The organism is Komagataeibacter xylinus (assembly GCF_009834365.1).
Classification (GTDB): Bacteria; Pseudomonadota; Alphaproteobacteria; order Acetobacterales; family Acetobacteraceae; genus Komagataeibacter; species Komagataeibacter xylinus_D.
Window position 1 is genome coordinate 727697 of record NZ_CP041348.1, and the last position, 24124, is coordinate 751820.

Annotated in this window: 21 protein-coding genes; 8 read left to right on the forward strand and 13 right to left on the reverse strand. The window is 59.8% G+C overall.

What is annotated here, in order from left to right; all coding sequences use genetic code 11:
• Positions 1-280 precede the first annotated feature (280 nt).
• The 3 genes from FMA36_RS03400 to FMA36_RS03410 are packed head-to-tail and all read left to right on the forward strand — an operon-like array spanning position 281 to position 3636.
• Positions 281-1849: a CgeB family protein gene (locus FMA36_RS03400; RefSeq protein WP_159260832.1), complete on the forward strand. Its 1569-nt coding sequence runs from the start codon at positions 281-283 to the stop codon at positions 1847-1849.
• Complete coding sequence (locus FMA36_RS03405; RefSeq protein ID WP_159260834.1) at positions 1846-2649, forward strand: glycosyltransferase family 2 protein; 804 nt, start codon at positions 1846-1848, stop codon at positions 2647-2649. Before FMA36_RS03400 ends, FMA36_RS03405 begins: the two co-directional genes overlap by 4 nt.
• A 48-nt stretch (positions 2650-2697) precedes the next feature.
• Positions 2698-3636 carry a glycosyltransferase family protein gene (locus FMA36_RS03410; protein WP_159260836.1) on the forward strand — a complete coding sequence of 313 codons (939 nt, stop codon included), beginning with the start codon at positions 2698-2700 and terminating at the stop codon, positions 3634-3636.
• Here the strand turns inward: FMA36_RS03410 and FMA36_RS03415 are convergent.
• The 3 genes from FMA36_RS03415 to FMA36_RS03420 are packed head-to-tail and all read right to left on the reverse strand — an operon-like array spanning position 3619 to position 4371.
• Positions 3619-3885: a hypothetical protein gene (locus tag FMA36_RS03415; RefSeq protein ID WP_206065170.1), complete on the reverse strand. Its 267-nt coding sequence runs from the start codon at positions 3883-3885 to the stop codon at positions 3619-3621. The genes FMA36_RS03410 and FMA36_RS03415 overlap by 18 nt on opposite strands.
• Positions 3886-3912: 27 nt before the next feature.
• Positions 3913-4065 (reverse strand): hypothetical protein, encoded by a 153-nt coding sequence (locus FMA36_RS19125; RefSeq protein ID WP_167518004.1) that lies wholly within the window; start codon positions 4063-4065, stop codon positions 3913-3915.
• 21 nt (positions 4066-4086) lie between these two features.
• Complete coding sequence (locus tag FMA36_RS03420; RefSeq protein WP_159260840.1) at positions 4087-4371, reverse strand: hypothetical protein; 285 nt, start codon at positions 4369-4371, stop codon at positions 4087-4089.
• Between the two features lie 133 nt (positions 4372-4504).
• Here FMA36_RS03420 and arfB point away from each other — a divergent pair, with 133 nt between their 5' ends.
• On the forward strand, positions 4505-4912 hold the full coding sequence (gene arfB / locus FMA36_RS03425) for an alternative ribosome rescue aminoacyl-tRNA hydrolase ArfB (RefSeq protein WP_159260842.1): 408 nt from the start codon (positions 4505-4507) through the stop codon (positions 4910-4912).
• Positions 4913-4978: 66 nt separating this feature from the next.
• Here arfB and FMA36_RS03430 read toward each other — a convergent pair whose 3' ends face one another.
• Genes FMA36_RS03430 through FMA36_RS03440 form a run of 3 tightly spaced genes read right to left on the reverse strand, consistent with a single transcriptional unit; the run spans position 4979 to position 10754 of the window.
• A complete protein-coding gene (locus FMA36_RS03430; RefSeq protein WP_159260844.1) occupies positions 4979-6475 on the reverse strand; it encodes an efflux transporter outer membrane subunit in 1497 nt (498 codons plus the stop codon).
• Positions 6476-6479: 4 nt separating this feature from the next.
• Positions 6480-9605, reverse strand: coding sequence for an efflux RND transporter permease subunit (locus FMA36_RS03435; RefSeq protein WP_159260846.1), 3126 nt, complete (start codon positions 9603-9605; stop codon positions 6480-6482).
• A gap of 6 nt (positions 9606-9611) precedes the next feature.
• A complete protein-coding gene (locus FMA36_RS03440; protein WP_159260848.1) occupies positions 9612-10754 on the reverse strand; it encodes an efflux RND transporter periplasmic adaptor subunit in 1143 nt (380 codons plus the stop codon).
• A 191-nt stretch (positions 10755-10945) separates the two neighbouring features.
• Between FMA36_RS03440 and FMA36_RS03445 the strand changes: the two genes are divergently transcribed.
• On the forward strand, positions 10946-11638 hold the full coding sequence (locus tag FMA36_RS03445) for a TetR/AcrR family transcriptional regulator (RefSeq protein WP_240906464.1): 693 nt from the start codon (positions 10946-10948) through the stop codon (positions 11636-11638).
• A gap of 104 nt (positions 11639-11742) precedes the next feature.
• On the opposite strand, the gene FMA36_RS03450 is transcribed toward FMA36_RS03445, so the two are convergent.
• Positions 11743-12345: a hypothetical protein gene (locus FMA36_RS03450; protein ID WP_159260850.1), complete on the reverse strand. Its 603-nt coding sequence runs from the start codon at positions 12343-12345 to the stop codon at positions 11743-11745.
• Between the two features lie 490 nt (positions 12346-12835).
• On the opposite strand from FMA36_RS03450, the gene FMA36_RS03455 reads away from it, so the two are divergent.
• Positions 12836-14194, forward strand: a complete 1359-nt coding sequence (locus FMA36_RS03455) for a hypothetical protein (protein WP_159260852.1) — start codon at positions 12836-12838, stop codon at positions 14192-14194.
• 52 nt (positions 14195-14246) lie between these two features.
• Here FMA36_RS03455 and FMA36_RS03460 read toward each other — a convergent pair.
• The 3 genes from FMA36_RS03460 to FMA36_RS03470 all read right to left on the reverse strand — a co-directional run bounded on the left by FMA36_RS03460 (position 14247) and on the right by FMA36_RS03470 (position 17173).
• Positions 14247-15195 (reverse strand): IS630 family transposase gene (locus tag FMA36_RS03460; RefSeq protein ID WP_159260215.1). Its coding sequence is split into 2 segments (ribosomal slippage): positions 14247-14831 and positions 14833-15195, totalling 948 coding nucleotides; the frame shifts between segments, so codons are not numbered across the junction.
• Between the two features lie 431 nt (positions 15196-15626).
• Complete coding sequence (locus FMA36_RS03465; protein WP_159260854.1) at positions 15627-16517, reverse strand: hypothetical protein; 891 nt, start codon at positions 16515-16517, stop codon at positions 15627-15629.
• Positions 16514-17173, reverse strand: a complete 660-nt coding sequence (locus FMA36_RS03470; RefSeq protein WP_206065172.1) for a glycosyltransferase family protein — start codon at positions 17171-17173, stop codon at positions 16514-16516. Before FMA36_RS03470 ends, FMA36_RS03465 begins: the two co-directional genes overlap by 4 nt.
• Between FMA36_RS03470 and FMA36_RS03475 the strand changes: the two genes are divergently transcribed.
• Positions 17172-18251 carry an IS5 family transposase gene (locus FMA36_RS03475; protein WP_010516652.1) on the forward strand — a complete coding sequence of 360 codons (1080 nt, stop codon included), beginning with the start codon at positions 17172-17174 and terminating at the stop codon, positions 18249-18251. The two genes, FMA36_RS03470 and FMA36_RS03475, sit on opposite strands and share 2 nt — an antisense overlap.
• A gap of 91 nt (positions 18252-18342) precedes the next feature.
• Here FMA36_RS03475 and FMA36_RS03480 read toward each other — a convergent pair whose 3' ends face one another.
• Positions 18343-18822 (reverse strand): glycosyltransferase family 2 protein, encoded by a 480-nt coding sequence (locus FMA36_RS03480; protein ID WP_159260855.1) that lies wholly within the window; start codon positions 18820-18822, stop codon positions 18343-18345.
• A 599-nt stretch (positions 18823-19421) separates the two neighbouring features.
• Between FMA36_RS03480 and FMA36_RS03485 the strand changes: the two genes are divergently transcribed.
• The gene (locus tag FMA36_RS03485) at positions 19422-19934 is read left to right on the forward strand and encodes a hypothetical protein (protein WP_159260857.1); all 513 of its coding nucleotides are present in this window, start codon (positions 19422-19424) and stop codon (positions 19932-19934) included.
• A 67-nt stretch (positions 19935-20001) separates the two neighbouring features.
• Here FMA36_RS03485 and FMA36_RS03490 read toward each other — a convergent pair whose 3' ends face one another.
• Complete coding sequence (locus FMA36_RS03490) at positions 20002-20274, reverse strand: hypothetical protein (RefSeq protein WP_159260859.1); 273 nt, start codon at positions 20272-20274, stop codon at positions 20002-20004.
• A 54-nt stretch (positions 20275-20328) separates the two neighbouring features.
• On the reverse strand, positions 20329-24123 hold the full coding sequence (locus FMA36_RS03495) for a cellulose synthase subunit BcsC-related outer membrane protein (RefSeq protein WP_159260860.1): 3795 nt from the start codon (positions 24121-24123) through the stop codon (positions 20329-20331).
• Position 24124: the final 1 nt, after the last annotated feature.

Genomic DNA, 24124 nt, shown 5'->3' on the forward strand with positions numbered 1-24124 from the left:
CTCCGCCCACGCCGCACGCCAGGGCCTTTCTGGCTGCCCGCTCCATTATATACATCATGATTGATAATACCGGATAAATAACACCCGATTCCGATGCCGGGCCACGGCGGCATGCCCGCATAACCGGGCTTTTATGACTGCACGGTACAGGATACGGCCTGCAACCCGCGCTCCAGCAGCAAAAACCGCCCGTGCAATAATCAATTCTTAAGGGATGTGCCCTAGCAGGAGGGATGTGCCCCGGCACGCCCCATGATGCCCCCAGCCAAGGTAAGAGCCATTGTCCGCGGACCTGCTCCTGACACTGACACCGACGGAACAACAGGACCTCCAGCAGATCAGGGAGTCCGGCCAGTTCGACGCCGCCTTCTATCTTGCCACCTATACGGATGTGGCCGGATCAGAACTCGATCCCCTGCTGCATTACGTCAAATACGGCTACCGTGAAGGCCGCCAGCCCAACCGCAACTTCCGGCCCGATGCCTACCTGATCCAGCACCCCGATGCAGGGGCGCGCAACCGCAATCCCTTCATTCACTTCCTGCACACGCATGCGGGCTGCCATGTCGCCCATCAGGGCCTGCTCACGCGCTTCCACCTCGAGGACCTGAGCATCGGCGTGCGCACGCTCGAGCAACTGCCGTTTTTTGAACCCGGCGCCTATCACGACAGCAACCGCGACCTCGACCGCGACATGACGGACATGGCCGAGCACGCCCTGCTCTATGGCGTGCCCGAAGGGCGGCGCATCTTCAGCCCGCTCCGCGTGTCCGAAACACTCGGCGCACTGTGCGCAGCAAAAGGGCTGGATGATGCGGATTACCTCACCCCCGGCGGCCCGGTGCCCGAAAGCATTGGCATCTATTACAATTCAGCCGGGAATGTCTTCATCCACGAAATCGCGGCCGACCTGCATCGCAGCCTGAGCGATGCCGGGCTGGACTGTCGCCTGCTTGATGAGACCGCCAGCATTGATGATCGGCCAGCGCTGTGCATTTTTGTCGCCCCGCATGAATTCTTCCATCTCGGGCGCGGGCGGGACTGGGCTACGGGTGCCATCATCCGCGATGCCATCATGTTCAATACCGAGCAGCCCCAGACCCTGTGGTTCGAGCGCGGTCTGCCCTTCATGCTCATGGCTGCGGGCGTGATCGATATCTGCCACCAGATGGCCGAGAGCTTCCGGCAGGCCGGGCTGCCCGCCATCCATTTCACCCCCACGATCGGTACCACGCGGGATTATCTGGAAAAAGACGACATGCAGCACCCCATGGTGCGCATCCTGCCGCCCGCGTGCCGCAAGCGCCCCGACCCTGCAACGCCTTTTGCAGCCCGTGGGCTGGATATCAGCTTTTTTGGCGGCCTTTCCGCCCACCGCGAGAAATTCTTTGCCCGCAATGCCGGTTTCTTCGCGCAGTACCGCACCTATTTCTACTACCGCAAATTCACGACACCCATCGATACCAGCCCGCGCGACCGGCCGCTCTCGCGCCTGGCTACCCATGTGGCGGGGCATTCGCGCATTGCGCTGAACATCCACCGCGATGATTACGGTTTTTTTGAATGGCACCGCATCGTCAAGGGCGCCATGGCCAATGGGGCGGTGGTGGTGTCCGAGCCGTGCCTGCCGCATCCGGTCTTCCGGGCGGGCGAGCACTTTCTTGAAGAAACAGGCCGCCATATCCCCAACCTGATCGAATGGCTCACCCACACGCCAGAGGGGCAGGTCAGGGCCGAGGCCATCCGCCGCAGCGCCCTGAAACTGATCGGCACGCCATCGGGAAACCGGGCGTGCTGCACGCGCATCCGCGACTTTATCGCCCATGTATGGAGCACACCGGAAGAATGAGCATCGCTGCCCCCTGGATGGCGACCGACCAGACCGCCTTCGCCTTCAAGCACCGCCGCAGGAAGCCTGCCGATCTGGTCAGCCTGTGCGTGACCAACTTCAATTATGGCCGCTACATCATCGAAGCCCTTGAGTCCCTCGCCGCCCAGACCCACGCCGCCCTTGATCTGGTGGTGGTGGATGACTGCTCGGGCAAGGATGACTCGGTTGCCCTCATCACCGCGTGGATGGAAGAAAACCACGCCCGCTTCTGGCGTTGCACCCTGGTGGTGCATACGCGCAACCTTGGCCCTTCAGCCGCGCGCAATACCGCATTCCGCCACGCGGTCGGGGCGTTCGTGTTTGTCATGGATGCGGATAACATGATCTACCCCCGCGCCATTGCCCGCCTGCACGAGGCGGCGGTGGATGGCGGGTTTGATGCGACCTACTGCCAGCTTGAATATTTTGGCAAGGAGCAGCGCATCGGCTCGGCTGACATATGGGACCCCGCCCAGATCGTGCGTGAAAATTACGTGGACGTCATGGCCCTGCTGCGCCGGGAGGTCTGGGTTGCGGTGGATGGCTACAGCCATATTGATGAAGGCTGGGAAGATTACGATTTCTGGCTGAAATTCATCGACCGCGACTTCCAGGCCGCCTATGTGCCCGAGATCCTGTGCCGCTACCGCGTGCATGGCAATTCACGCACCACCAACGAGGCATGGGTCGCGCATGAAAGCCTGCGCGCCATCATGGCCTTTCGCCACCCTGCGCTGAGCGCGCGTTACCGCACCCCGCCCGCTATTGCCAGAACCTGAAAAAAACCGCGTATTCCCGCCCGCGCCGTCCTGTGCCTATATAAGGTCATGACGCCACCTGACCGCCCTGAAACGCATGGCTCCCGCCGCATTATCGTGACCGGGTGCGACCACACCTATTTTGAACTGACGGCCGAACTCATCACCTCCATCCGCAACCATACGGATACGACCATCGGTGTGATCGACTGCGGCATGACCGCACAGCAGCGCACGGTGCTGCACGGGCTGGGCGTGCGGGTGCTTGCACCCCACATCCCCGATTACGCGCCACGGCGGGCGCTGGCAGAGAAGCCCAGCCTTGCCATCAACATCAGCAAGCTGTGGCTTGACCAGATCCTGCCCGATTTTGACCTGATCCTGTGGCTCGATGCCGATACATGGGTGCAGGACGGGCAGGCGCTTGAGCGGCTGTTTGCCGCGGCAATGAACCAGACCATCGCCATCGTGCCCGAAATCGGCGCCAAGTGGGCCGACCTGCTGGGCGTGCGCTGGATCTGCCCCGGATGGATGCAGATCCGCTCGTTCCTGTATAAAAACGCCACCCGCGCCCGGCTGCCATTTGCCATCCGCAGGCGCATCGGGGCCAAGCCACTGCTCAATGCGGGCGTGTTCTGCCTGCACCGCCACGCCCCCATCTGGCCGGTGCTGCGCAAGTGGCAGGCGCAAATCCTGCCCCGCCGCCACATGGCCTTTACCCAGGACCAGCTCTGCATTGCCCTGGCCGTGTATATCGATGGCCAGGGCGTGACCTTTCTCGATAACAGCCACAACTATCTCGGCCCCTGGCTGCTTGATGAAACCACGGGCACGCTGGCCAACCTGTTCTTTCCACATGCGCCGGTGGGCATCGTGCACATGGCCTCGCAAAAAGCCATACGCAGCAAGCTGGAGAACACCCTCACCATCCGCACCGTGCAGGGCGGGCAGGCTGCGGTCAACCTGCGCTACGGGGGCATACGGGCGCTGTCAGGCCGCAGGGGTTGAGGCGGTGCCCGGCTTTTCGGCGTGGGCGGACTGTATGCGCTCGGCGGCCTTGCGCAACTGCTCGGCAAGGTTGAGGGCCAGCTCGGGCGGCAGCACGGTCACCACGCGCTTATCGCCCTTGGGCATGTGCTCGGGTGCAGTCGCCATGAACAGGTCCATCACCACAATGGAATCCTGCACGGCCTCCGCCCCGCAGCTGACGGTAGGGTAGACCACGGCCCGACCGGCGGCGTCGCGTTCCTCTTTCATGGTAGATTCCTCCTCAGTCCGGCACATTCAGCGCTTGGCCGGGCGTGACGCATCACGTCGCAGTTGCAGGTTCAGGTCCTGTATGGTCTTGCGGGCCTGTGCGAGTTCTTCACGCAGGCGGGTGAGTTCCGCCTTCAGCGCCACGATTTCTGCCCGCAGGGCAGGAGGATGATCGGCCATGTGCAACACCTTCCTTGCAAATCAGGTTTTTGGGGCGGTCGATGCGAAGCGGGCGCGCACCTGCTCGAACAGGGCGCGCGCGGCCATGTCCTTCGTATCGGTATGTTCAATGTGATGGCGCATGCGGGCGGCGATTTCATCGGCATGCAGCACCTTCGCCTCGACAAGCATCTGCATGAGGTCCATGACAACGATCTGCTGGGCTGCGATCATCTTGACCACAGGCATGACCTTGGCCTGCGCCGCATCACCCGCCGCCTGCGCCAGAACCTTGCGCAACTGGTCCGTTTCAGCCTGATCGTTCATGATTGTGTTCCTCCGCTCTTGTCATCTCGCGGCAGGCATGGTGATAGCAAACAGCCGGTACAGCAATGCCGCCCACGCAGGGCCGCTCATAGGCGGCTGCCGCATCTACCCCCCTTCAGGACCGTAAACCGCCATGCCGCCCCCCACCATCCCTGATGATGAATTACATGTGACCTATATCCTGGCCTCGGGGCCGGGCGGGCAGAACGTCAATAAGGTGGCAACGGCAGCGCAGTTGCGTTTCGATGCGCGTAATTCTCCCTCGCTTTCCGCCCGTGTCAAAAGCAGGCTGATTGCGGTGGCTGGCAGCCGCATGACGGCGGATGGCGTAATCGTGCTGACCGCGCGCCGCTTTCGCAGCCAGATCCGCAACCGCGAGGATGCCGTGGCCCGCCTGCATGAAATGATTGGTGAGGCCAGCCACGTACAGGCCTACCGGGTGCCCACCCGCCCCTCGCGCACGCAGCGCCGCAAGCGGGTGGACAACAAGAAACACCGCAGCCGCATCAAGCAGGGCCGCAGCGGCAACCACATGGACTGAGGACACAAGAGAAAAGCTTCAGAAGAACGCCGCCTTTAAAAAGACGGCGCCCGAAAACTTCTGACCTCACCCTTTCCTGGTCACCTGCTGCCCTTTGGGCGGTGCGGGCACGGGCGTATGTTCCGTCCAGCCGCCGCCAAGAGCGCGGTAAAGGGTGATGAGATTCTGGTAGCGCGATACCGCAATCGAAATCTGCCACTGCTGCGCCTGCAGCAACGTGCGCTGCGACACCAGCGAGGTAAGATAGGAATCCGTCCCCGCCCTGTAGCGCATCATGGCCAGGCTGTAGGCATCGGCCGAGGTCGAGACATACCGGTCCATCTGCGTCGTCTCGTCGCGATAGGTGTCACGCGCGGCCAGCGCATCCGCTACTTCACGGAAGGCTGACTGCACCGCCTTTTCATACGCCGCAGCCTTGGCCGCGCGCATGGCGCGCGAGGCCTTCAGGTTACCGCTGTTCTGCCCCCAGTTGAGCAGGGGCACCTGCAACTGCGGCGACACGCCCCATGTGGTCGCAGCCGATGTAAACAGCTTGTGCGGCTGCAGGCTGCTGATGCCATCGGATGCGGTGAGCGTGATGCGCGGATAGAACGCCGCCTTGGCCGCGCCGATATCGGCATTGGCGGCCAGCAGGTCATGCTCGGCGGCCATGATGTCGGGGCGGTGTTCGAGTACCTCGCCTGGCAGCCCCGGCGGCAGGTCCTGCATGATGGTCTGCTGGCCCAGCGGGCTGGCAGGCGGCAGGTTATCGGGGATGGGCTGGCCAATCAGCATGGTCAGCAGATTTTCATCCTGCCGCACATGCCGGCGCGATTCATCGCGGAAGGCCCCGCTCTGCGCCACCTGCGTTTCCGTCTGGCGCAGGGTCATCTGGTCGGTTTCGCCATGGGCGAAGCGGGCCTTCACCATCTCCAGCGTGGCCTCCTGCGAGGCCATCGTCTCATCGGACAGGCGCAGAGAGGCCTGGTCACCCAGCCATGAAACATAGGCCGTGGCCACCTGCGAGATGATGCTGATCAGCATGGCGCGCGCGTTTTCGCGCTGCATCAGCGCATGTTCGGCCGCCTCGCGCGACATGCTGCGGATGCGCCCGAACAGGTCGATCTCATACGACGAGACACCAATGCCCATCTGGTAATATTTGAACATGGGCGGGTTGCCGGTATCGAGGCCAGGCGCAAAGCTCAGGCCCGCAGCATCCGACGGCCCCTGGAACATCGCCTCGCCACCGCCGCTGATGGCGGGGAACAGGCTGGCGTGCTGGATGTCGAACTGCCCCTGCGCGCGGCGGATATCGGCTGCCGCCTCCCGCAGGTCGCGGTTCTGCCGGATGGCGATGGCAATCAGCGCCCTGAGCCGGGGGTCGGTAAAGAACTCCGCCCAGCCCAGATTGGCCGCGAGCGGGTTCTCGGCCACCGCATCACCCGTGGTGGCGTAAGCAGGCCATGAAGTCGCCAGCGGCGGGGTGGGGCGCTTGTAATGCGGGATCATGGTGCAGCCCGCCAGCAGCATGGCCGCCAGTGTCGCGGCACCCGCCCGCCTGAGTGTGGGGAGAACGGTCATGGCATTACGCTCCCTTGGTCCGCTCGGACAGGCGCCTGACGCGGAACAGACGCAGCACCACCACAAAAAACAGCGGCACGAAATACACCGCCAGCAGGGTGGCCGTGAGCATGCCGCCCACCACCGCGGTGCCGATCGCGACACGCGCGGCCGAACCCGCCCCCGTGGCAATGGCCAGCGGAAACACACCCACCACGAAGGCGATGGAGGTCATGAGAATGGGGCGCAGGCGCTCGCGACCTGCTTCAAGCACCGATTCCTCAAGCGTTGCCCCGTTCTCGAAAAACGCCTTGGCGAATTCCACGATCAGGATGGCATTCTTCACCGCCAGCCCCACCGTGGTCAGCAGCCCCACCTGGAAATACACGTCATTGGCCATGCCGCGCAGCAGGGTGGCCACGATCGCACCCAGTACGCCCAGCGGAATGACCAGCAGCACGGCAAACGGAATGGCCCAGCTTTCATAAAGGGCGGCCAGGCAGAACAGGATGACGATCACCGCCAGCGCGTAAAGCGGCCCGGTGGAAGAGCCCGAGGCCATCTGCTCGAACGAAAGCCCGGTCCACTCATACCCCACGCCTGTGGGCAGCTTGGCCAGGATCTCCTTCATGGCAGCGATCGAATCCCCCGAACTGTAGCCCGCGGCGGGCTGGCCAAGGATTTCAAAGGCATTGAGGCCGTTATAGTCCTCGACCTTCTGCGGCCCCATGATCCACTGCCCGGACACGAAGGCGTTGAACGGCACCATGCCGCCGGCGGCGTTGCGGATATACCATTTGTTCAGGTCATCGGGGATCATGCGCGCATCGGGCTCACCCTGGATGTAGACCTGCTTCACGCGGTCATCGCGCAGGAACTGGTTGACGTAGATCGACCCCAGCGCGCCCTCGATGGTGGTATTGATGTCGGCAATGGTGATGCCCAGCGCATTGGCCTTCTCGCGGTCGATATCGAGATGGAACTGCGGCGCATCTTCCATGCCGTTGGGGCGCACGGCGGTCAGGCGGCGATCCTTGGCGGCCATGCCCAGCACCATGTTGCGCGCCGCGAGCAGCTTGGTGTGGCCCAGGTGGCCACGGTCTTCAAGTTCAAGGTCGAATCCGGTGGCGTTGCCGAGTTCCAGCACGGCGGGCGGGTTGACGGCAAAGATCTGGGCGACCGGATCCATCCAGAAATGCATCATGATACGCATGGCAATCGCCGCCGAGGTCTGGCTGGCGGCGGGCCGCTCATCCCAGTCCTTGAGCCGGATGAAGAAGGCACCAGCACTCTGCCCCTGCCCTGCAAAGTTGAACCCGTTCGTGGAATAGACGGATTCGACATTCTTGCCCTCGGTCTTGAGAACGTAGTCCGCCACCTTGCGGTTGACGGCCGCCGTCTCCTCCAGCGTGGCCCCTGCAGGCATGGTGACCTGGCCGAAGATCAGGCCCTGATCCTCATCGGGCAGGAAGCCGCCGGGCAGGCGCATGAAAAGCCAGCCCACACCTGCCGTAATCAGCACGAACACCAGCATGGACAGGCCCGCATGCCCGAGCACGCGCCCTACCCCGTTCTGGTAGGCCGTGGTCATGCGCGCAAAATGGCGGTTGAACCAGCCTGCGGCCCCGGTGGTCTTTTCATGCGTGCCGGGCTTGAGCATGGTGGCGCACAGGGCCGGTGTCATGACCATGGCCACCACGACCGAAAGCCACATGGCCGCGACGATGGTGATGGAAAACTGCCGGTAGATCACGCCCGTCGAGCCACCAAAGGCAGCCATGGGCAGGAACACCGCCGTGAGCACCAGCACGATGCCCACCAGCGCGCCCGAGATTTCATCCATCGACTGCCGGGCCGCATCACGCGGGGAGAGCTTCTTCTCGGTCATGACGCGCTCGACGTTTTCCACCACCACGATGGCATCATCAACCAGCAGGCCCACGGCCAGCACCATAGCCAGCATGGTCAGCGTGTTGATGGAAAAGCCAAGGGCGGCCAGGATGCCGAACGTGCCCAGCAGCACCACCGGCACCGCGATGGTCGGAATGAGGGTGGCGCGGAAGTTCTGCAAGAACACCAGCATGACCAGGAACACCAGCGCGATCGCCTCGATCAGCGTAATGACCACTTCCTTGATCGACAGCACGATGAAGGGTTCGGTATCGAGCGGGTAGACGGTTTTCAGGCCCGGCGGGAAGAACTGCTCGAGTTCCCTGATCTGCTCGCGCACCGCGTTCTCGGTCTGGAGCTGGTTGGCGCCCGGCGCAAGCTTGAGCGCCATGCCCGAGGCCGGCATGTTGTTATAGAAGGAATGGGTGTTGTAGGTCTGCGGCCCCAGTTCGACACGGGCCACGTCACGGATGCGCACCTGCGAGCCATCCTGCTGCACCTTGAGCAGGATCTTCTCGAACTCCTCGGGCGAGCGCAGGCGCGTCGGTCCGATGATGGTGGCATCGAGTCGCGCGCCCTTGACCGCGGGCACGCCGCCAAGCTCGCCTGATGAAACCTGGATGTTCTGCGTCTGGATCGCGGTCTGCACATCGCCCACGGTCAGGCCGTATTTGTACAGCTTTGAGGGGTCGAGCCAGATGCGCATGGCGTATTCCGCGCCGAACAGCGTGTGGTCACCCACGCCGGTCACGCGGCTGAGCGGATCGGAGATGTTGGAGGCCACGTAATCGGCAATATCAGCACCGCTCATGCTGTTATCGGTCGAGATAAAGCCGAGCACCATCATGAAGTTCTTGACGGCCTTGGTAATGCTCAGGCCCTGGGCAGTCACTTCCTGCGGCAGCTTGGGCTGGGCAAGCTGCAGCTTGTTCTGCACCTGCACCTGCGCGATGTCGGGGTTGGTACCCTGCGCGAAGGTGAGATCGATTTCCATCTGCCCCGAGGCATAGGACTGCGAGGAGATGTATTCGAGGTGATCGAGCCCGAACATCTGCTGCAGGATGGGGCGCACCACCGTATCGTTCACCGTATCGGCCGACGCACCCGGATAGGTCACGGTAATGGCGATCTGGGGTGGGGCGATGGAGGGATACTGCGCGATGGGCAGGCGGAAGATCGACACCCCGCCCACGAGCATGATGATCAGCCCGATCACCCACGCGAAGACAGGCCGGTCAATGAAAAAGCGCGACAGAGACATGGGGGATTATCCTGCCTTGGCCGGTTCGGCCGCATCCTGCGGGGTGACGGTGTCGCCGGGGTGGATTTTCTGCACCCCGTCAAGCACCACGCGCTCGCCACTTTTCAGCCCGTCGGTCACCAGCCAGTCCGTGCCGATGGCCTGCCCGACCGTGATGGGGCGCAGGCTGACCTTGTTATCGGCATCGACCACCCATACCTGCGGGTCACCGTGAGAGTTGCGCTGCACGGCCTGCTGCGGCACCAGCAGGGCGGTGGGGTCCAGACCCTCGGCCAGCTGGGCGTGCACGTACATGCCCGGCAGCAGCAGCCGCTCGGGGTTGGGCATGACCGCACGGACCACAACGGTGGCGGTGGCTTCATCCACATTGACTTCCGAGAATTCCATGCTGCCGGAATGCTCGTAGGTCGTGCCATCCTCCAGGGTGATGCTGATGGAGGCGGCATTGTTGCCCGCGCGCGTCAGCCGCCCCTGCGCCAGCTCGCGCCTGAAGCGCAGCAGTTCGGTCGCGGGCAGGTTCACATCCACATAAATCGGGTCAAGCCGGGTCACGATGGCGACATTGTTGGTCTGGTTGGCGGTGACCAGAGCACCCACGGTCAGGATGGAGCGGCCGATCCGGCCCGTGATCGGGGCATTCATGTGGGTGTAGCCCAGATCGACCGTAGCACGCTCGAGCTGGCCCTTCGCACTCAGGATATCGCCCTGGGCCGCGCGCTCGGCGGCCAGTGCATCGTCATATTCCTGCTGGCTGACGGCATGGGCCTTGAGCAGCGGCCCGTAGCGGGTCAGCTTGGCGCGTGCCGTGACCTCACTGCTCTGGGCATGCAGCAACTGGCCCTGCGCGCTGTCGACTGCGGCCTGATAGATGCTGGGATCGATCTGGTAGAGCTGCTGGCCTGCCTGCACGTCCGTGCCTTCAACGAACAGACGCTTCTGGATGACGCCACTGACCTGCGGGCGCACCTGCGCGATCTCGAACGCCTCGGTTCGGCCCGGCAACTGGGTGTGGATTTCCACGGGGGCGGCCTTGAGCGTCATGACCGTGACGGGCTGCGGCGGCATCTTGGGGGCGGCAGCATGCTTCTGGCACCCCGCCAGGGCAAGTATCAGAGCCGCCGGGGCTACGACACGGGAATATTGCATCATGGTCACCAACCGGCTTGAAGGCCGTAATCTAAAAATGTTTCTGAATCACGTCCGTGCTGTTTGCCGCACATGGCCGCCATATGAAAGCCAAATAAGGAAACCATTTGGTTTTCAATGAATGGAAAACTATATCGTCTCCATAAGGCGGTCAAGCAGTGCGCCCATTCAAAAATGGCCGGAACAGATTACGAATGAGCAAGATTGGACGGGAAGGACACGGCTCCATGCATGATAACTGTGATACCCCGCGCCGCGGCCCCGGTCGCCCCCCGGAAATGGAGGAATGCGAACGCCGCGAACGCATTCTCGATGCGGCAAGCGAAGTGTTGCAGAAATGCGGCTATCATGCGGCCTCGATGGACAAGGTGGCCCAGCATTCAGCCATGTCCAAGCGCACGCTGTACCTCATGTTCCATTCCAAGCAGGATCTGTTCCGCACGCTGGTCAGCAGCAGGCTGTTCAATGTCAGCCCCGGCAAATGCCTGCACATGGCCGACCCGGTGGAGGAACTGACCGAACTGCTCATGCGGCTTGGCAGCGTGATCCTGCGGCCTGACCGCATCAGCCTGATCCGCGCACTCGTTACCGAATCGCAGCAGTCGGAAGATATCCGCCAGATCCTGACCAGCCTGCGCGCGGGCGGAAAGGACAATGTGCTCACCACCTGGCTCGACCGCTACGTGCGTGCGCGGAACGGGCCGGTGGAGAACATATCGATGTACGGCAACATGCTGTTTGGCATGACCATTGGCGACCTGATGCTGCAAAGCCTGGCCTGCGCGCCCGATCAGGCATGGAGCGAGCAGGGCATGCGCCCGCGCTTTCGCAGGGCGGTGCAGATTTTCCTGGCGGGCTTCGCAGATGGTTGCCCTGCGGCTTCATAGAGCGCTTGAAAACAGCGCCTCGCGTTTTGGGGTGCCGCCTTTGTTTGCTGATGGCGGCACCCTCTGAAGCTTTTTGAAAAAAAACGACACAAAAAAACTTCCTGTTATTGCTGAACCGGTCTCTCCACTTCAGGCGGCGCGGCTGTCGCGCTGCCTGCGGGTACCACTCCATATGGCCCTCCGGCCAGAACCTCCAGGCACAGCACGCCCAGCATGCCGGGATGACGCGGGCCAAGATCCAGCAACGCCTGTCCATCCGTCCAGCGGCAGGGTTCGGGGCGCGGCGCGTAAAAACCATCATGCCACCCAGATGGAGCTTTCTGGGCCAGATGCATCACGATATGGCGGGCCACGGTGCCTTCAAACAGCTTGATATGCCGGACCAGTACGCCACGCGGGCGGCGCTCATCGCCACAGGCACCAGCCATGCCGGCCGGGCGGACGGTGCGCGACATGATCCGCACGGCGCCAACACCGGGCGGCAGCATGAAGACCGCATAGCGATTGGCATCGCGCATCTTGCGCAGGGTAATACCCTCATCGGTCATGAGGTGCAGATCGGCATCATGCGTTGTGCCGGGGGATGCAGCTTCCGCCCTCTCCGGCGTGGGTTTCGCGCCTGGCATGGCGCCATTGGGGGGCATGCCGCCCCCGTCATACCTGCCCCTGTTGGAACGGTTCATACCCGTGGTTAGGCCACCAGACATTTTCTTCCCCCATGGCATAAATTCCAGTTCCAGCAAGGCAACAGCACCAAAACTGACATGGAGGAAAAATATCGGCGTAAAGAATTAAAAATACTCTAACAGCCTGTCCGGCCGGGCATTTCAGGGAGGGTCATGATGCCGAGGCCGGCATGGCTTTTGCCGCCAGCGCCGTACCGTTCTTTTGCCGTTACAAACGCGTGCAGCAAAGATCCATCCGGTCGTGACTTCTGCAAGACCACACAGGCGGCAGAAGAGTGGGACCGAGATCGGTCACACGGTATATCGCACCACTTTACAGCCTCGCCGCATCAGCGGGCGCTCCAGCCCGACAGGCGTGCCAGACGCCGGGCCCGTACAACAACGTCTTCAGAAACATGGGGCAATTCACATCGATCAATAATGGTTCATCCGCTGAACTTCAAAGTCCAGCATATGTTGCACCTGTTCAGGGCGCCTTATAAGATGCAGAAAATTTATAGAGAATGGAAACATGAATTATAAAAACAATTATATAATGCCATCATGTTTTTCATTCTTTATGGCCATGATTTCAAGCTGCGTGTTCTTCCCCGGGTTCATGAGCTTTGATTCCTTTTATCAGTATGGGCAGGCTCTTGGGCTGGAACCCCTTACCGATGTCCATCCACCCATCATGTCCTATATCTGGCGGGCACTCTGTGTGGTGACAAAATCACCCGGAACATTGTTGTTCTTTGATCAGATCATTTACTGGCTGGCCATTCTTCTCTTTGCCTGCGCGGTGTCCAGACGGTCCTGGCGTCGTGTCATCATGATCGGGTGTCTCGGCTTCTGGCCACCGCTTTACATCACCTCGCTCCATTTATGGGCCGATGCAGGCATGATGGCCTTTCTGGCGCTTACTGTCGCCTGCCTGGCAGTCCAGATTACTGACGAGAGAAAACGCTGGCTTGTCATGGCAGGCGTGGCCCTGTTTGTTGCCGCTTCCTTGCGGCATAATGCCATAACCGGCGTCATTCCACTGATGTGTTACATTGCATGGCGTTTTGCCAGGAATTTTCCTGCGCCGGTTCCAGCCTGCATGAAAATTCTTGCTTCTTTATTCCTGGTTCTGGTGCTTGGCCAGAAAGCCTTGTCCATTGGCGTCGAACACGTGCCACAACTTGGCACAGTTCTTGTATGGGACCTGACAGCAATCAGCGTGGCCGAAAATAAAGATGTCATTCCTGATTATGTTCCAAAAACACCCGGCCCGGATTTTGTCGGGCGCTTACGCTCTCATTGGGACGCCAACACAAGGGTGCCCAGCGCCGCTGAATCTTCTCCAGACCTGACGCCAGCGGAGGTAAGGCAACAGTGGACGCCGGTGCAGGAAAAGCGACTGATCAAGGACTGGCTAAAAGCAATCATTCATGATCCTGGCGCATATGCCGCACATCGCATGCACGTGGCCAAAACGCTCCTCGGCCTTACGCATGAAGTTTATTTACCGTATTTCTATATCGGCATAGATACGCCCAACGCATATGGCATTGATTTTAAATTTCATAAACTTGTTTATAAAATAATGCATTCAGTATTTGATAAAGAAAAAAAATGGATAATCTATAAAGTATGGATTTACGCTTTGATTGAATTGTATTTGTTGTCTTTCTATCTATATCGATCACTCGTTCTCCATAAAACGGGTTATTTTGGTGCATTGCCTGCCATAACCGTATTAAGTGGCATCATGATAGAACTGCCCCTCTTCATTCTTGCCCCGGCGGCTCATTTCCGATATTCGGTCTGGCTTGTTTTCAGCACTCTTCTTGCGCTTATCCTGACAGTTTCTGAAAGGTATATGCGAAAAACCTCTGACGCTGCCTGACGTGCCTCCAAAAATATAACCCGTTTCAGGAAGCGTTTAGAGCATTCTGTGATTAGATTGATGCGTATCCTGAGTTCTTGAGATAATTGGCGCATTCCCGTGGAGAGAAGCATTTGATGAGTTCGCCGATGCGTTTCCATGTTGTCTCAACGGATCTCTCTGCGGCTTTTCGCAGCAAAGTCTTGAGTTTGGCGAAGGCCTGTTCGATCGGATTGAGATCGGGACTGTAGGGCGGCAGGAAGATCATCCTCGCCCCGACAGCCCGAATGGCCTTGCGAACCGCATCGCCCTTGTGACTGCCGAGATTGTCGAGCACGACGATATCGCCCGGCTTGAGTGTTGGAACCAGAAACTGCTCGACATAGGCCAAAAAACTGCGCCCGTTGATCGGTCCGTCGAGAACGCAGGGTGCGGTGATCCGGTCATGACGCAAGGCAGCCAGAAAGGTCAGTGTCTTCCAGTGGCCATGAGGGACTCTGGCTCTCAGTCTCTCACCTTTGCGGCAACGGCCGTGCGTGCGCGTCATGTTGGTCTTGGCCCAGGTTTCGTCGATAAAGACCAGATGCGTGGGATCTATATCGGCCTGATAGCGCTTCCAGAATTTACGCTTGCGCGCGACGTCAGGCCGATCCTGCTCGCAGGGCAGCACGCTTTTTTTTGAAGCTGATCCCTTCGGATTGGAAAAAGCGCGAGAGCATGCCTGTGTCGGCCTGAACGCCACGCTCCTCGCGCAGTCGGATCGACAGCGCCGCAAGGGTGATATCAGGTTCGGCATCAATGATGGCCAGCAGCCAGGCCCGTTCAGGTCTGGTTTTCGAGGGACGATGCCCGCCCGTGCCGGCGCAGCACCGATCTCCGATGCGTCTTGCGCGCTGCACCCATTTGATCGCTGAAGAATCACTCACGCCGAAACGCCGCGCCGCTGCCCGGCAACTCATGCCGTCTTTCTCCACCGCATCAATCACGCGGTCTCGTAAATCCTGCGAGTAAGCTTTTGGCATGAAGGCTGGCCTCCTTCACCAGTCTTCATCTTGAATCACATCAGACGCCCTTTTGGAATCCTATGATTCAATCTATTCGCAGCGTGCTCTAGTCGAGCAGGAACCGGAAGCCGGACTGAAGGTCTCCAACCTTTGCAGCAGCCACGGGACCAGTGACACGACGCTCTATACCGTTATGTCGGACTCAAGGTTTCCGCACCGAAACGCCTGACAGCACTGGAAGGCAAAAGCAGCCACCTGAAACGTCTTCTTGCAGATACCATACTGGCACAACGCGACACTGTTCACGCCCCTGACGCATGCCCGCCAGGTTCTGCTCAGACCGCCATACAAGGATGCAAGAGCGGCACGTCAGTCGGGTAGCGCTTATCGCGCCGCCTGAACATCGGGGACGACTTCTGTAACCTTCCAGCAGATCAGGGCAGGATTTCTTATTTGTTCAACGATATGGAAGACGGACGGGGCATTAAGAAAGCACTTACAAAAAACAGTAAGTCACCCATAACTGTGACCATCCGCCCTAAAAAAACGGCCATCAGCAGATCGGCTTCCACCACAATACCTTTGAGAAAAAAGAGCAGAATCATTTCACGAATGCCTACACCGGCAGGCGCGCCTGGTGTGACCATGCCAATGAGCCAGGCAATAATATAAGAACCACCAATGAAAATCCATTGTTGAATGGTAATATTACTTTCCCCAGATATTATTCTCAGAACAAGAGAAAAAACCGAGCTTGAGATAAAAAGAAAAATCATCTGCCAAAAGAATGCCCATGCCAGATGCTTGCCTGCAAATTTCCACAAGAAACCAATTATGGCGATGGAAACCGATATCAGTAATATAACACCAAAAAATGGCGTAAAGGAAGGAAACGCGTACGATGATATAACGCAGACAAACAACGATCCGGTTATGAACTGGAGCCCGTGTTCCCAGATCATTGATTTGGTCAGTATTCCTGCAGGTATTCCTTCTGCCATGCCCCTGATCTGCCGACTGGCTAGATGGAAAATATTGCCAGGTACATATTTGGCAAGCTGGGACAGACCGTAAATCCTGATTGCATTAAGTCTTTTTATAGGCACATCAAAATATTTTATTATATACCACCATGACAGACCAAGTAAATGACTTGCAGTTCCATAAATAACAATGAGAAGGCAGATCAAACACCATGAAAGAGGCGTAACAACTGATATGTTTATTTTTGACCAGTATGAATACAGTTTAATCGCAACAAAAATAATACCGGATAAAGCTAATCCGCTCCCACCCCAATGCAGAATACGTTGAAAAGTGGGAGATATTTTTGATGTCATGAAGATTTATCCGTATCCTGCCTGAACGTATTGTTCTGTCTGCCTGTATCTGTCTCAGACAATTCAAAAACCGTATCGGGTGTCAGATTGGATGCCTTGAAACGGATATCTTCCAGCAATTTGCGGTTCGCTGCGAGAAGGTCAGCGAGGAACGCCACCAGAAATGTCTGAAAGCCCATCCCCAAGGCGACCGACGCCAGGATCAGGGACTGGATATGTCCATTTCCTGATCCCGTAAAATAATACCACATGAAGCGCAGACCGATCAAAAAACCGATACTGAAGGTGATCGCCCCAATTGTTCCAAAAAATCGGAAAGGACTATAAATTATAAAAATACGTACAATGGTTACAATGCTACGTTTTATATAAGATGGAATGCTTTTCAACAATCTCGAGGGTCGAAGATCATCGTTTACATGCACTGGAACCGAGACAATGGTCATGTTGTTTTGACCTGCCTGAATAATTGTTTCCAGCGTGTAAGTATAATCATTGAAAACGATCAGTCTTTGTGCCGCAGCACGACTGATGGCCCGGAAGCCGCTAGGCGCATCGGGAATATTCGTGCGACTGGGAGGGTTCGAAAAACCCCTTGGCTCTGAATTGGTGGCTGTGATTCCATACCTTGTGTGATGATTGGGGGGATGGCTCATGAAGCAGCCGGGTTTCTTTGATGTTGACGAGCGGCTTGCCCGGTTAAGCGGGCTTGGCGATCAGTTGGAGGCATTTTCCCGGACTGTGGATTTTGAGGCGTTCCGCCCTGATCTGGAGAAGGCTCTGGCCTATTCAGACAGGAGCAAAGGCGGCCGTCCCCCGTTCGATCCGGTGCTGATGTTCAAGATCCTGGTCATCCAGACGCTGAACAATCTCTCCGACGAGCGAACGGAATATCTGATCAACGACCGCCTGTCCTTCATGCGTTTCCTCGGTCTGGGACTGTCGGACCGGGTGCCCGATGCCAAAACGGTCTGGCTGTTTCGCGAGCGTCTGACCGAGGCAGGCGCCATCCAGAAGCTGTTCGAGCGCTTTGACGCCACCCTGCGTAACGCTGGGTATCTGCCGATGTCCGGCCAGATCCTGGATGCCACGCTGGTGGCAGCGCCAAAGCAGCGCAATACCAAAGGGGAGAAAGCGGATCTCCGGGCGGGACGTATTCCAGAAGACTGGCAGGACAAGCCCGCAAAGATGTCGCACAAGGATCGTCATGCACGATGGACACTTAAGTTCACGAAGGCGAAGCGGCAGGACGATGGAACCATACCGTCGAGCGATCTCGCCATCCCGTTCTTTGGCTACAAATCCCACATCTCCATCGACCGGAAGTTTCGGTTCATCCGAAAATGGAAGACGACGGATGCCGCCGCCAGTGATGGTGCGCGATTGAGAGAGGGGCTGTTAGATAAAACCAATACGGCCTCAAGCGTTTGGGCTGATACAGCTTATCGCTCGAAAGCGAATGAGGACTTCATGGACAAAGAGGGTTTTGTCTCAAAGGTTCACAGAAAAAAGCCGCATCTCAAGCCTATGCCCCGACATATCCAGAAATCGAATGCTGGAAAGTCCGTGATCCGATCACGCGTCGAGCACGTCTTTGCCGACCAGAAATCACAGACGGGATTGTTCATCCGAACTGTCGGTATCACCCGGGCCACCATGAGGATCGGGCTGGCCAATATCGTCTACAACATGCGCCGCTTCCTCTTCCTCGAAAGGTTGAACGCGAGCGCGTAGTCATCCAGCGGGAGGGCAGTCCCCGATCTGCTCAAAACGCAGATCAAAAGCTACCCCAAAAACCGTAAATCAAATCGCCAAAACCCTGAAATCACGAGCCAGGCGCATCAACCAACGGTTCTTCGATCCCTCCACTGGCCATTCGCACGACCCCGCTGCCTAATTTCTGCAGGGATTTCTTTACAAGCGAGAAATGTTCAATGGTGGATATGGGGCGAGCCCCTATCACAATCTCAGCCTGGTTTTGTGTAACGGGCAGAGTAAGCTTTGGAATGTCATCGGCGCTGTACTGATTATCGGCATCGGTATTGACGATGACATCCGCACCAAGCCGCAGGCCTGTCTCCAGTCCCGTCATAAAAGCGCGGGCAAGACCCTTGTTGCTTATATGCCTGACAACATGATCGACACCATTCGCCCTGGCAACCTCCGCAGTGTTATCCTGGCTGCCGTCATCAATAACGAGCCACTCTACAGTATCAAATCCAGGCACTTGCCGTGGCAGGGCTGCAAGTGCGATTGCAAGTGTTTCAGATTCATTAAAACATGGAATTTGTATGATAAGTTTCATAATCTATACCTCGGACAGTTTATTCGGGTTGAATAATTCGTGCCCGATTAATGTTACACCATCGTATTGAGAGTGTTACCGCTCGTCAGATGACCCAGAGCCAACCCTCACCAGGTGACGTTTGCGAGGTATGATGTGCCTCATCGGACGGACGCCCACCGCATTAGCCAATGCGATCTGTTGGCGGTGCAACAGGTGAGCCGATATCCCTGCCCCGCACGGCGCTTTAATCCGGTCTTGAACGCACGAAGGTCGTGTCGAACCCGCGCGGCTGCGGATTGGGTCAGAAGGAGGCGATACATCAACGCAGCATATCATAATGACCGCTTTCGATCAACCATGGGTTGCATGACTATCGGATGCTTCGATCAATCAGGGAATGCCATCCCGTGTGATCCTGTTTCCTGAACTGCCCCGAATTGGGCGGAGCGTAAAATTCCCGGCGGAAAACCGACCCGGGATCGGTCACACGGAATGAAACCGCTGCAGGGAGCGTAACCGGCGCAGATGCAGCCCTGCCGTTCATTTTTATAATCTCCTGCGCAGCACGTTCCTGCGCTATCGTGATAACAGGCATGTGAGGATAAGGGAGAAGCCGCGTGAGTCAGACGTGGGGTGATTTTCAGGCTGTCGTGCAGTTATCGGCGGGCCTGAATGTAGCTATTCTCAGCTTTGTGGATATCAGCCTGCCCGCCATAAAGGAACGTCGGCGCGTTTTTGCCAAGGCCCAGCAGGAACTCGACATGCACCGCTCGGCACCGGGAAAGGTGACCTCCGCCGCCCAGCTTGAGCATGACTGCCAGGTCGATGAAATGAACCAGAAGCTTTACCTGCTGTGGAAAGAATCCTCATCGTTCAGTAACGAGGAAGATTCCCTTATCCATTCCACCGGCATTCTGGGCTTTATTGGCGCAGCACTCAGTCTTTTCCTGCTGTGGTATTCAGCGGAATATTATGATGCCAGCATCAGCGTGACCGGAAAATTCGTCATCGGCCTGTCATTCTGTTCGTTGATCGGGGCCTTCATCATCAATTTCATGACCGCATCGCAGGCCAGCGTCTTTACCAAACAGTGCAACCAGATCCGCGAGCAAATGCGGCAGAAGCTCTAGATCCGGCCGTAACGGCACCCGCCCCATGCCAACAGGGCGGATGAAGATATTATCCCGTTACAAAAGCCTAATGGCCTGCAACACCAGATGACATGACATCCTTCCTGAGATGACTGTCACACTCCATCATGGCGGCATTCTGATCAAAAGCACCACTGGCGGGTGCCGGCGCATTTCCCACGCATTCCGGGAGGATACGCATGGCCTGAACCTGCTGCGGGCAGGGCAGGTCCGCAACCGGCGGCACGGAAGGTACCCCCCCATAAGGGCCGGTCAGTTGCGTGTAAGCGGCTCTGGCATCAGGGCACAGATCAGCAGCCTGCGCGGTGCCAGAAATCATCAAAAGTCCAGCCGCAAGTATCAGGCTGCATGGACTCCATGCATGCAATATTCATCACCCCGGTGCGTAATGCAGCATGAGCATGCCATGCACTTCATCCCAGCTACCTGAACGCGAATAGCCCCCTTCCGCCCCCAGCCGCAGGGAAGGTGTCAGTTGATAGACCGCCCGCGCCAGCACGTTACCTGCCAGCCCGCCAGTGGACTGACCCGCATACTGCTCGCGCGCCGCCATCCCGCCTTCCCCCATGGGGAACATGGCCGTGGCATGCTCGGTATAGTGCTGGTAGCCCGCCTCACCCTTGAACAGCCAGGTCCACCTTCCCGCATGCCCGTCATAGGTTACCGGCACCAGGGCGGCCATGAAGGCATGCGGCGAGAAGTATCCCCCCTGCCCCCAGGTGAAGAAATACGTGTTGCGCTTATACCCGAAATACACAAGATCCAGCCCCAGCCGCACGTGATGCGCATCATGGCGGTGCCAGACAAGGGCGGCCCCTCCAGCACCAGCCTCGCTCTCGTGGTTGGCTACTGTATGGGTGCCCTGCATCACTGCATAACCACCGCCAGCATACAGGTTATAGCCCGGCTGCGCCCATTCCAGCTGTCCATGCCCGCGGTTGCGCGTTACCCCGCCCCAGACCTGCCCCGTGCCGGGATCACGTGCGCCGGAATAGGCCAGAAGGCTGTCGGTCACCGCACGGCGCTCGCCTGTCAGGCGCAGGGTCAGGTTTTGGGTCAGGTGCGGTGTCAGTTCGATGCCACCCAGCACATTGGTCGTGGTGAAGCCCAGCGGCGTCGAGCCGACATCGGCCGCAAGCCACCGCCACTGGTAATGCGCTGACAGCGCCACCCCCGCCACGGCGGCCGGCACATGAAAGCCCGGTCGCACGCCATTGGTCGCCACACTGCCATATTGCTGCGCCGTGGTGCCTGAGGCCAGCGGATCGCCCGACATGAGCACGCTGGGCATGACCGAAAAGGCAAACTGGTGCTGCGTGGACGAGAACGACATGATGGCGGTCATGGGAATATTGACCACCGTCATGTGGCCCAGCCCCGGCTGGCCCGAACGGTCGCGGATTTCGAGGTTGCCATCCGCCTGCGGCCCCAGCGTGCGCGACAGGTAATCGGCCTGCCGGTCCAGCGCCTGCACGGGGGTCAGATGTGGATCATAATGATAGATCTCCGGCATGCCAGCGCCCATGCCGGGCACGAAATTCGTGCTGATATCGGGCCATTCATCCGTCGCCTGCACGCGCTGTGGCATGCAGCCTGCGTCAATGCGCGTGCCGTGGCCGGTAGTGTCATCCTCATCAGGCCGGGGCGTGCAGTCGAGCACGCGGGCGCGCTGCACGTCATGCAGGCGGCGGCGGTCGTGGCCGGTCAGGCCATCAATCTCGGCCTGGATCTCCCACGTATCGCCCCAGTGCGGGTGAGTGGCCTGCAAGGTGCGGGCCATGTCACGTGCCGCGCGTTCATCACCGCTGGCCAGGCTGTCACGCGCAAGGGCGGCCTGGCCCATCCTGTCATCGGGGCGCTGGGCCAGCGCCCTTCGGTCATATGTCACGGCACTGCCGGGTAGCCTGCGGGCGGCATCGACACGGCCACGCGCCAGCAGCAGACCGGCATCGTTGGGGTTCTGCGCCACAAGGGGGTCGAGCAGGCGGCGGGCGGCATCGGGGTGGCCGTCCAGATCATCTCGGTCCGCCTGCGCGATTGTGAGACTGCGCTGCATGTCGCTCAGATCACGGGCCTGCCTGGGCGTAAGAGGCCTGCCCTGAATGATGGTGGGCAGGCCGTCGAGCACATGCTGCGCCGCTACGGGGTCGTCTATCTGCATGAACAGTCCGGCATAGGACAGACTCTGGTTCACGCTCACATGCCCCGCGCTGCCCGCAAGGGCGCGTTGCAGCACGCCTTGCGCCACTGCCACGGGCGCATGGCGCCTGAGCAGCGCATCCACTACCAGCCGCGCCTGCGTGCCTTCGGGGTCGGGCAAGACAGGCATGGCTGCAAGCAGCGGGATGGCCTGTGCGTCATCGGCGGGCAGCATGCGGATCTGGTGCCACAGCCTGACCTGCGCCACGCCATCGGCCATAGCAGTGGTAATGTCCGCGCGCGGCAGGCGGGCAAGCAGCGCATCGGCGCGCGGCATGTCCTGATCCAGCAGGGCGAAGCTGAAGCAGGCCTGCAGGTTCTCATCGGTTGCGGGCACAGGATTGCACGGGGGCGTCATCAGTGCCCGGGCGCGCGTGGCCTGCCCCTGCGCCAGCCACAGCTGGGCCAGATGCAGGCGCAGCCAGCCATTGCGGGGGGCATCACGCACTGCCTGCTCAAGCAGCACGGCCCGCTTGCCGGGATCTGGCTCGGTCTCGGCCATGGCGCCGAGCAGGCCTGCTTCAAGGATGGTCACGTCGGGGTAATGCGCCGCCCTGAGGCGCGCGACCCAGCCTTTGGCCTCGTGAAGCCTGCCTTCCTCGATCAGCACATCGGACAGGGCGGCAATGGCGGCCATGTCACCGGGCGCCATCCGCAGCACAGCCCGCCATCCTGCCTCGGCCTGTGCAAGCCGGTGGCGCGACTGTTCAATAATGGCGCGTACCCGCACTGTATCGACAATCTGGCCATGGTTTTTCTCCACGGCGGCCAGCATGGCCCAGGCTTCCTCATACTGGTGGCGGCCTACCAGCGCCCACAGTTGCGCAAGCTGTGGGTCGCCCCCCGGCGCATCCAGCCCCGCGAGGGCGGTGCGGATGCCCTCGTCAGTAGGAGTGAGGGCGCGCGCCTGCTCCAGAAAGGCGCGCGCGGCCTTTACATCGCCCCGGCGCTGCGCCACGAGGCCCAGCCCCTCCAGCGCCTCGGGGCGGGGGGGCATACCCTGCATGGAGGTCTGGAAATCACTTTCCGCCTGATCCAGATCCCCTTTCGCCAGCGCATGGTAGCCCGTACCCACCAGCGCCAGATGTTCGGCCAGCGCACGGTTGGCCTCCTGCACCTTGAGGCGGCTGGCCATGTCCGTATCATCAGGGTGGAGCGTCAGCCACTCGCGGTAATAGGGGGCGGCCTGCGGGTCGGTGCCCATCCATTCCAGCGTTTTGCGCCATGACTGCGTCGCCTCGTCACGAATGAAATCCGGCGTGGCGGGAGACGTGGCGAGTGTGCGCATGTCCTCGATCGCATCCGCGCGGGTGCCCGGACGGTAGCTCAGGGCCTGCGCCAGCGCCATGCGGATTTCAAGATCATGCGGCAGCAGGCTGCCCAGCGCGTGCAGGCGCTGCGTAGCCTCCCCCCAGCCCAGTATCGAGCCGGACAGCACACGGTCATATTCGAGCTCCGCTTCCGGTAACGGGTGGCCGCCATGATAAATGCCACGATAGGCCAGCGTGGCCTGCAAATGCTTGCCCGCATCCGCCAGGGCGCGTGCTCGCGACAGCGCCACCGGGTCAACCACCCCCTGCCCGATCCAGCCCTGCAGGGCGTCAACCTGTGCCTGCGCTCCGCCCTGCGCCTGCAGGGCCTGCAAGGTGGCGCGCGCGCCCGCAAGGTCATTGGCATGCACCTGCACGGCACCCAGCATCAGGCGGGCTTCCAGATTGTCCGGCTCGATGCGTAGCGCGCGCTCAAGCGCGTGCCGGGCATGGGTGTCATCGCCGTGATGGATCCAGAACGCGCCTTCTTCTATCTGCGCGTTGAGAATGCCCTCGGCATAGCGCACGGGCGCCTGCGCCCAGGCAGGCGCGCACAGGCTGAACAGCCCGGCCAGGACAAGGCCGCCCCATGCCCCTGCCCCCGCACCGCGACAGGCCGGAAGCTGGATGCGACAGGGCGCGAAAAGCCGATCATGCATG

Bases quoted from the DNA above. Each gene is read 5' to 3' on its own strand.
- FMA36_RS03405 (WP_159260834.1), top strand. From the start codon at position 1,846: ATGAGCATCGCTGCCCCCTGGATGGCGACCGACCAGACCGCCTTCGCC.
- FMA36_RS03410 (WP_159260836.1), top strand. From the start codon at position 2,698: ATGACGCCACCTGACCGCCCTGAAACGCATGGCTCCCGCCGCATTATC.
- FMA36_RS03415 (WP_206065170.1), bottom strand. From the start codon at position 3,885: ATGAAAGAGGAACGCGACGCCGCCGGTCGGGCCGTGGTCTACCCTACC.
- FMA36_RS19125 (WP_167518004.1), bottom strand. From the start codon at position 4,065: ATGGCCGATCATCCTCCTGCCCTGCGGGCAGAAATCGTGGCGCTGAAG.
- FMA36_RS03420 (WP_159260840.1), bottom strand. From the start codon at position 4,371: ATGAACGATCAGGCTGAAACGGACCAGTTGCGCAAGGTTCTGGCGCAG.
- arfB (WP_159260842.1), top strand. From the start codon at position 4,505: ATGCCGCCCCCCACCATCCCTGATGATGAATTACATGTGACCTATATC.
- FMA36_RS03430 (WP_159260844.1), bottom strand. From the start codon at position 6,475: ATGACCGTTCTCCCCACACTCAGGCGGGCGGGTGCCGCGACACTGGCG.
- FMA36_RS03435 (WP_159260846.1), bottom strand. From the start codon at position 9,605: ATGTCTCTGTCGCGCTTTTTCATTGACCGGCCTGTCTTCGCGTGGGTG.
- FMA36_RS03440 (WP_159260848.1), bottom strand. From the start codon at position 10,754: ATGATGCAATATTCCCGTGTCGTAGCCCCGGCGGCTCTGATACTTGCC.
- FMA36_RS03445 (WP_240906464.1), top strand. From the start codon at position 10,946: ATGAGCAAGATTGGACGGGAAGGACACGGCTCCATGCATGATAACTGT.
- FMA36_RS03450 (WP_159260850.1), bottom strand. From the start codon at position 12,345: ATGTCTGGTGGCCTAACCACGGGTATGAACCGTTCCAACAGGGGCAGG.
- FMA36_RS03455 (WP_159260852.1), top strand. From the start codon at position 12,836: ATGAATTATAAAAACAATTATATAATGCCATCATGTTTTTCATTCTTT.
- FMA36_RS03465 (WP_159260854.1), bottom strand. From the start codon at position 16,517: ATGACATCAAAAATATCTCCCACTTTTCAACGTATTCTGCATTGGGGT.
- FMA36_RS03475 (WP_010516652.1), top strand. From the start codon at position 17,172: ATGAAGCAGCCGGGTTTCTTTGATGTTGACGAGCGGCTTGCCCGGTTA.
- FMA36_RS03470 (WP_206065172.1), bottom strand. From the start codon at position 17,173: ATGAGCCATCCCCCCAATCATCACACAAGGTATGGAATCACAGCCACC.
- FMA36_RS03480 (WP_159260855.1), bottom strand. From the start codon at position 18,822: ATGAAACTTATCATACAAATTCCATGTTTTAATGAATCTGAAACACTT.
- FMA36_RS03490 (WP_159260859.1), bottom strand. From the start codon at position 20,274: ATGATTTCTGGCACCGCGCAGGCTGCTGATCTGTGCCCTGATGCCAGA.
- FMA36_RS03495 (WP_159260860.1), bottom strand. From the start codon at position 24,123: ATGCATGATCGGCTTTTCGCGCCCTGTCGCATCCAGCTTCCGGCCTGT.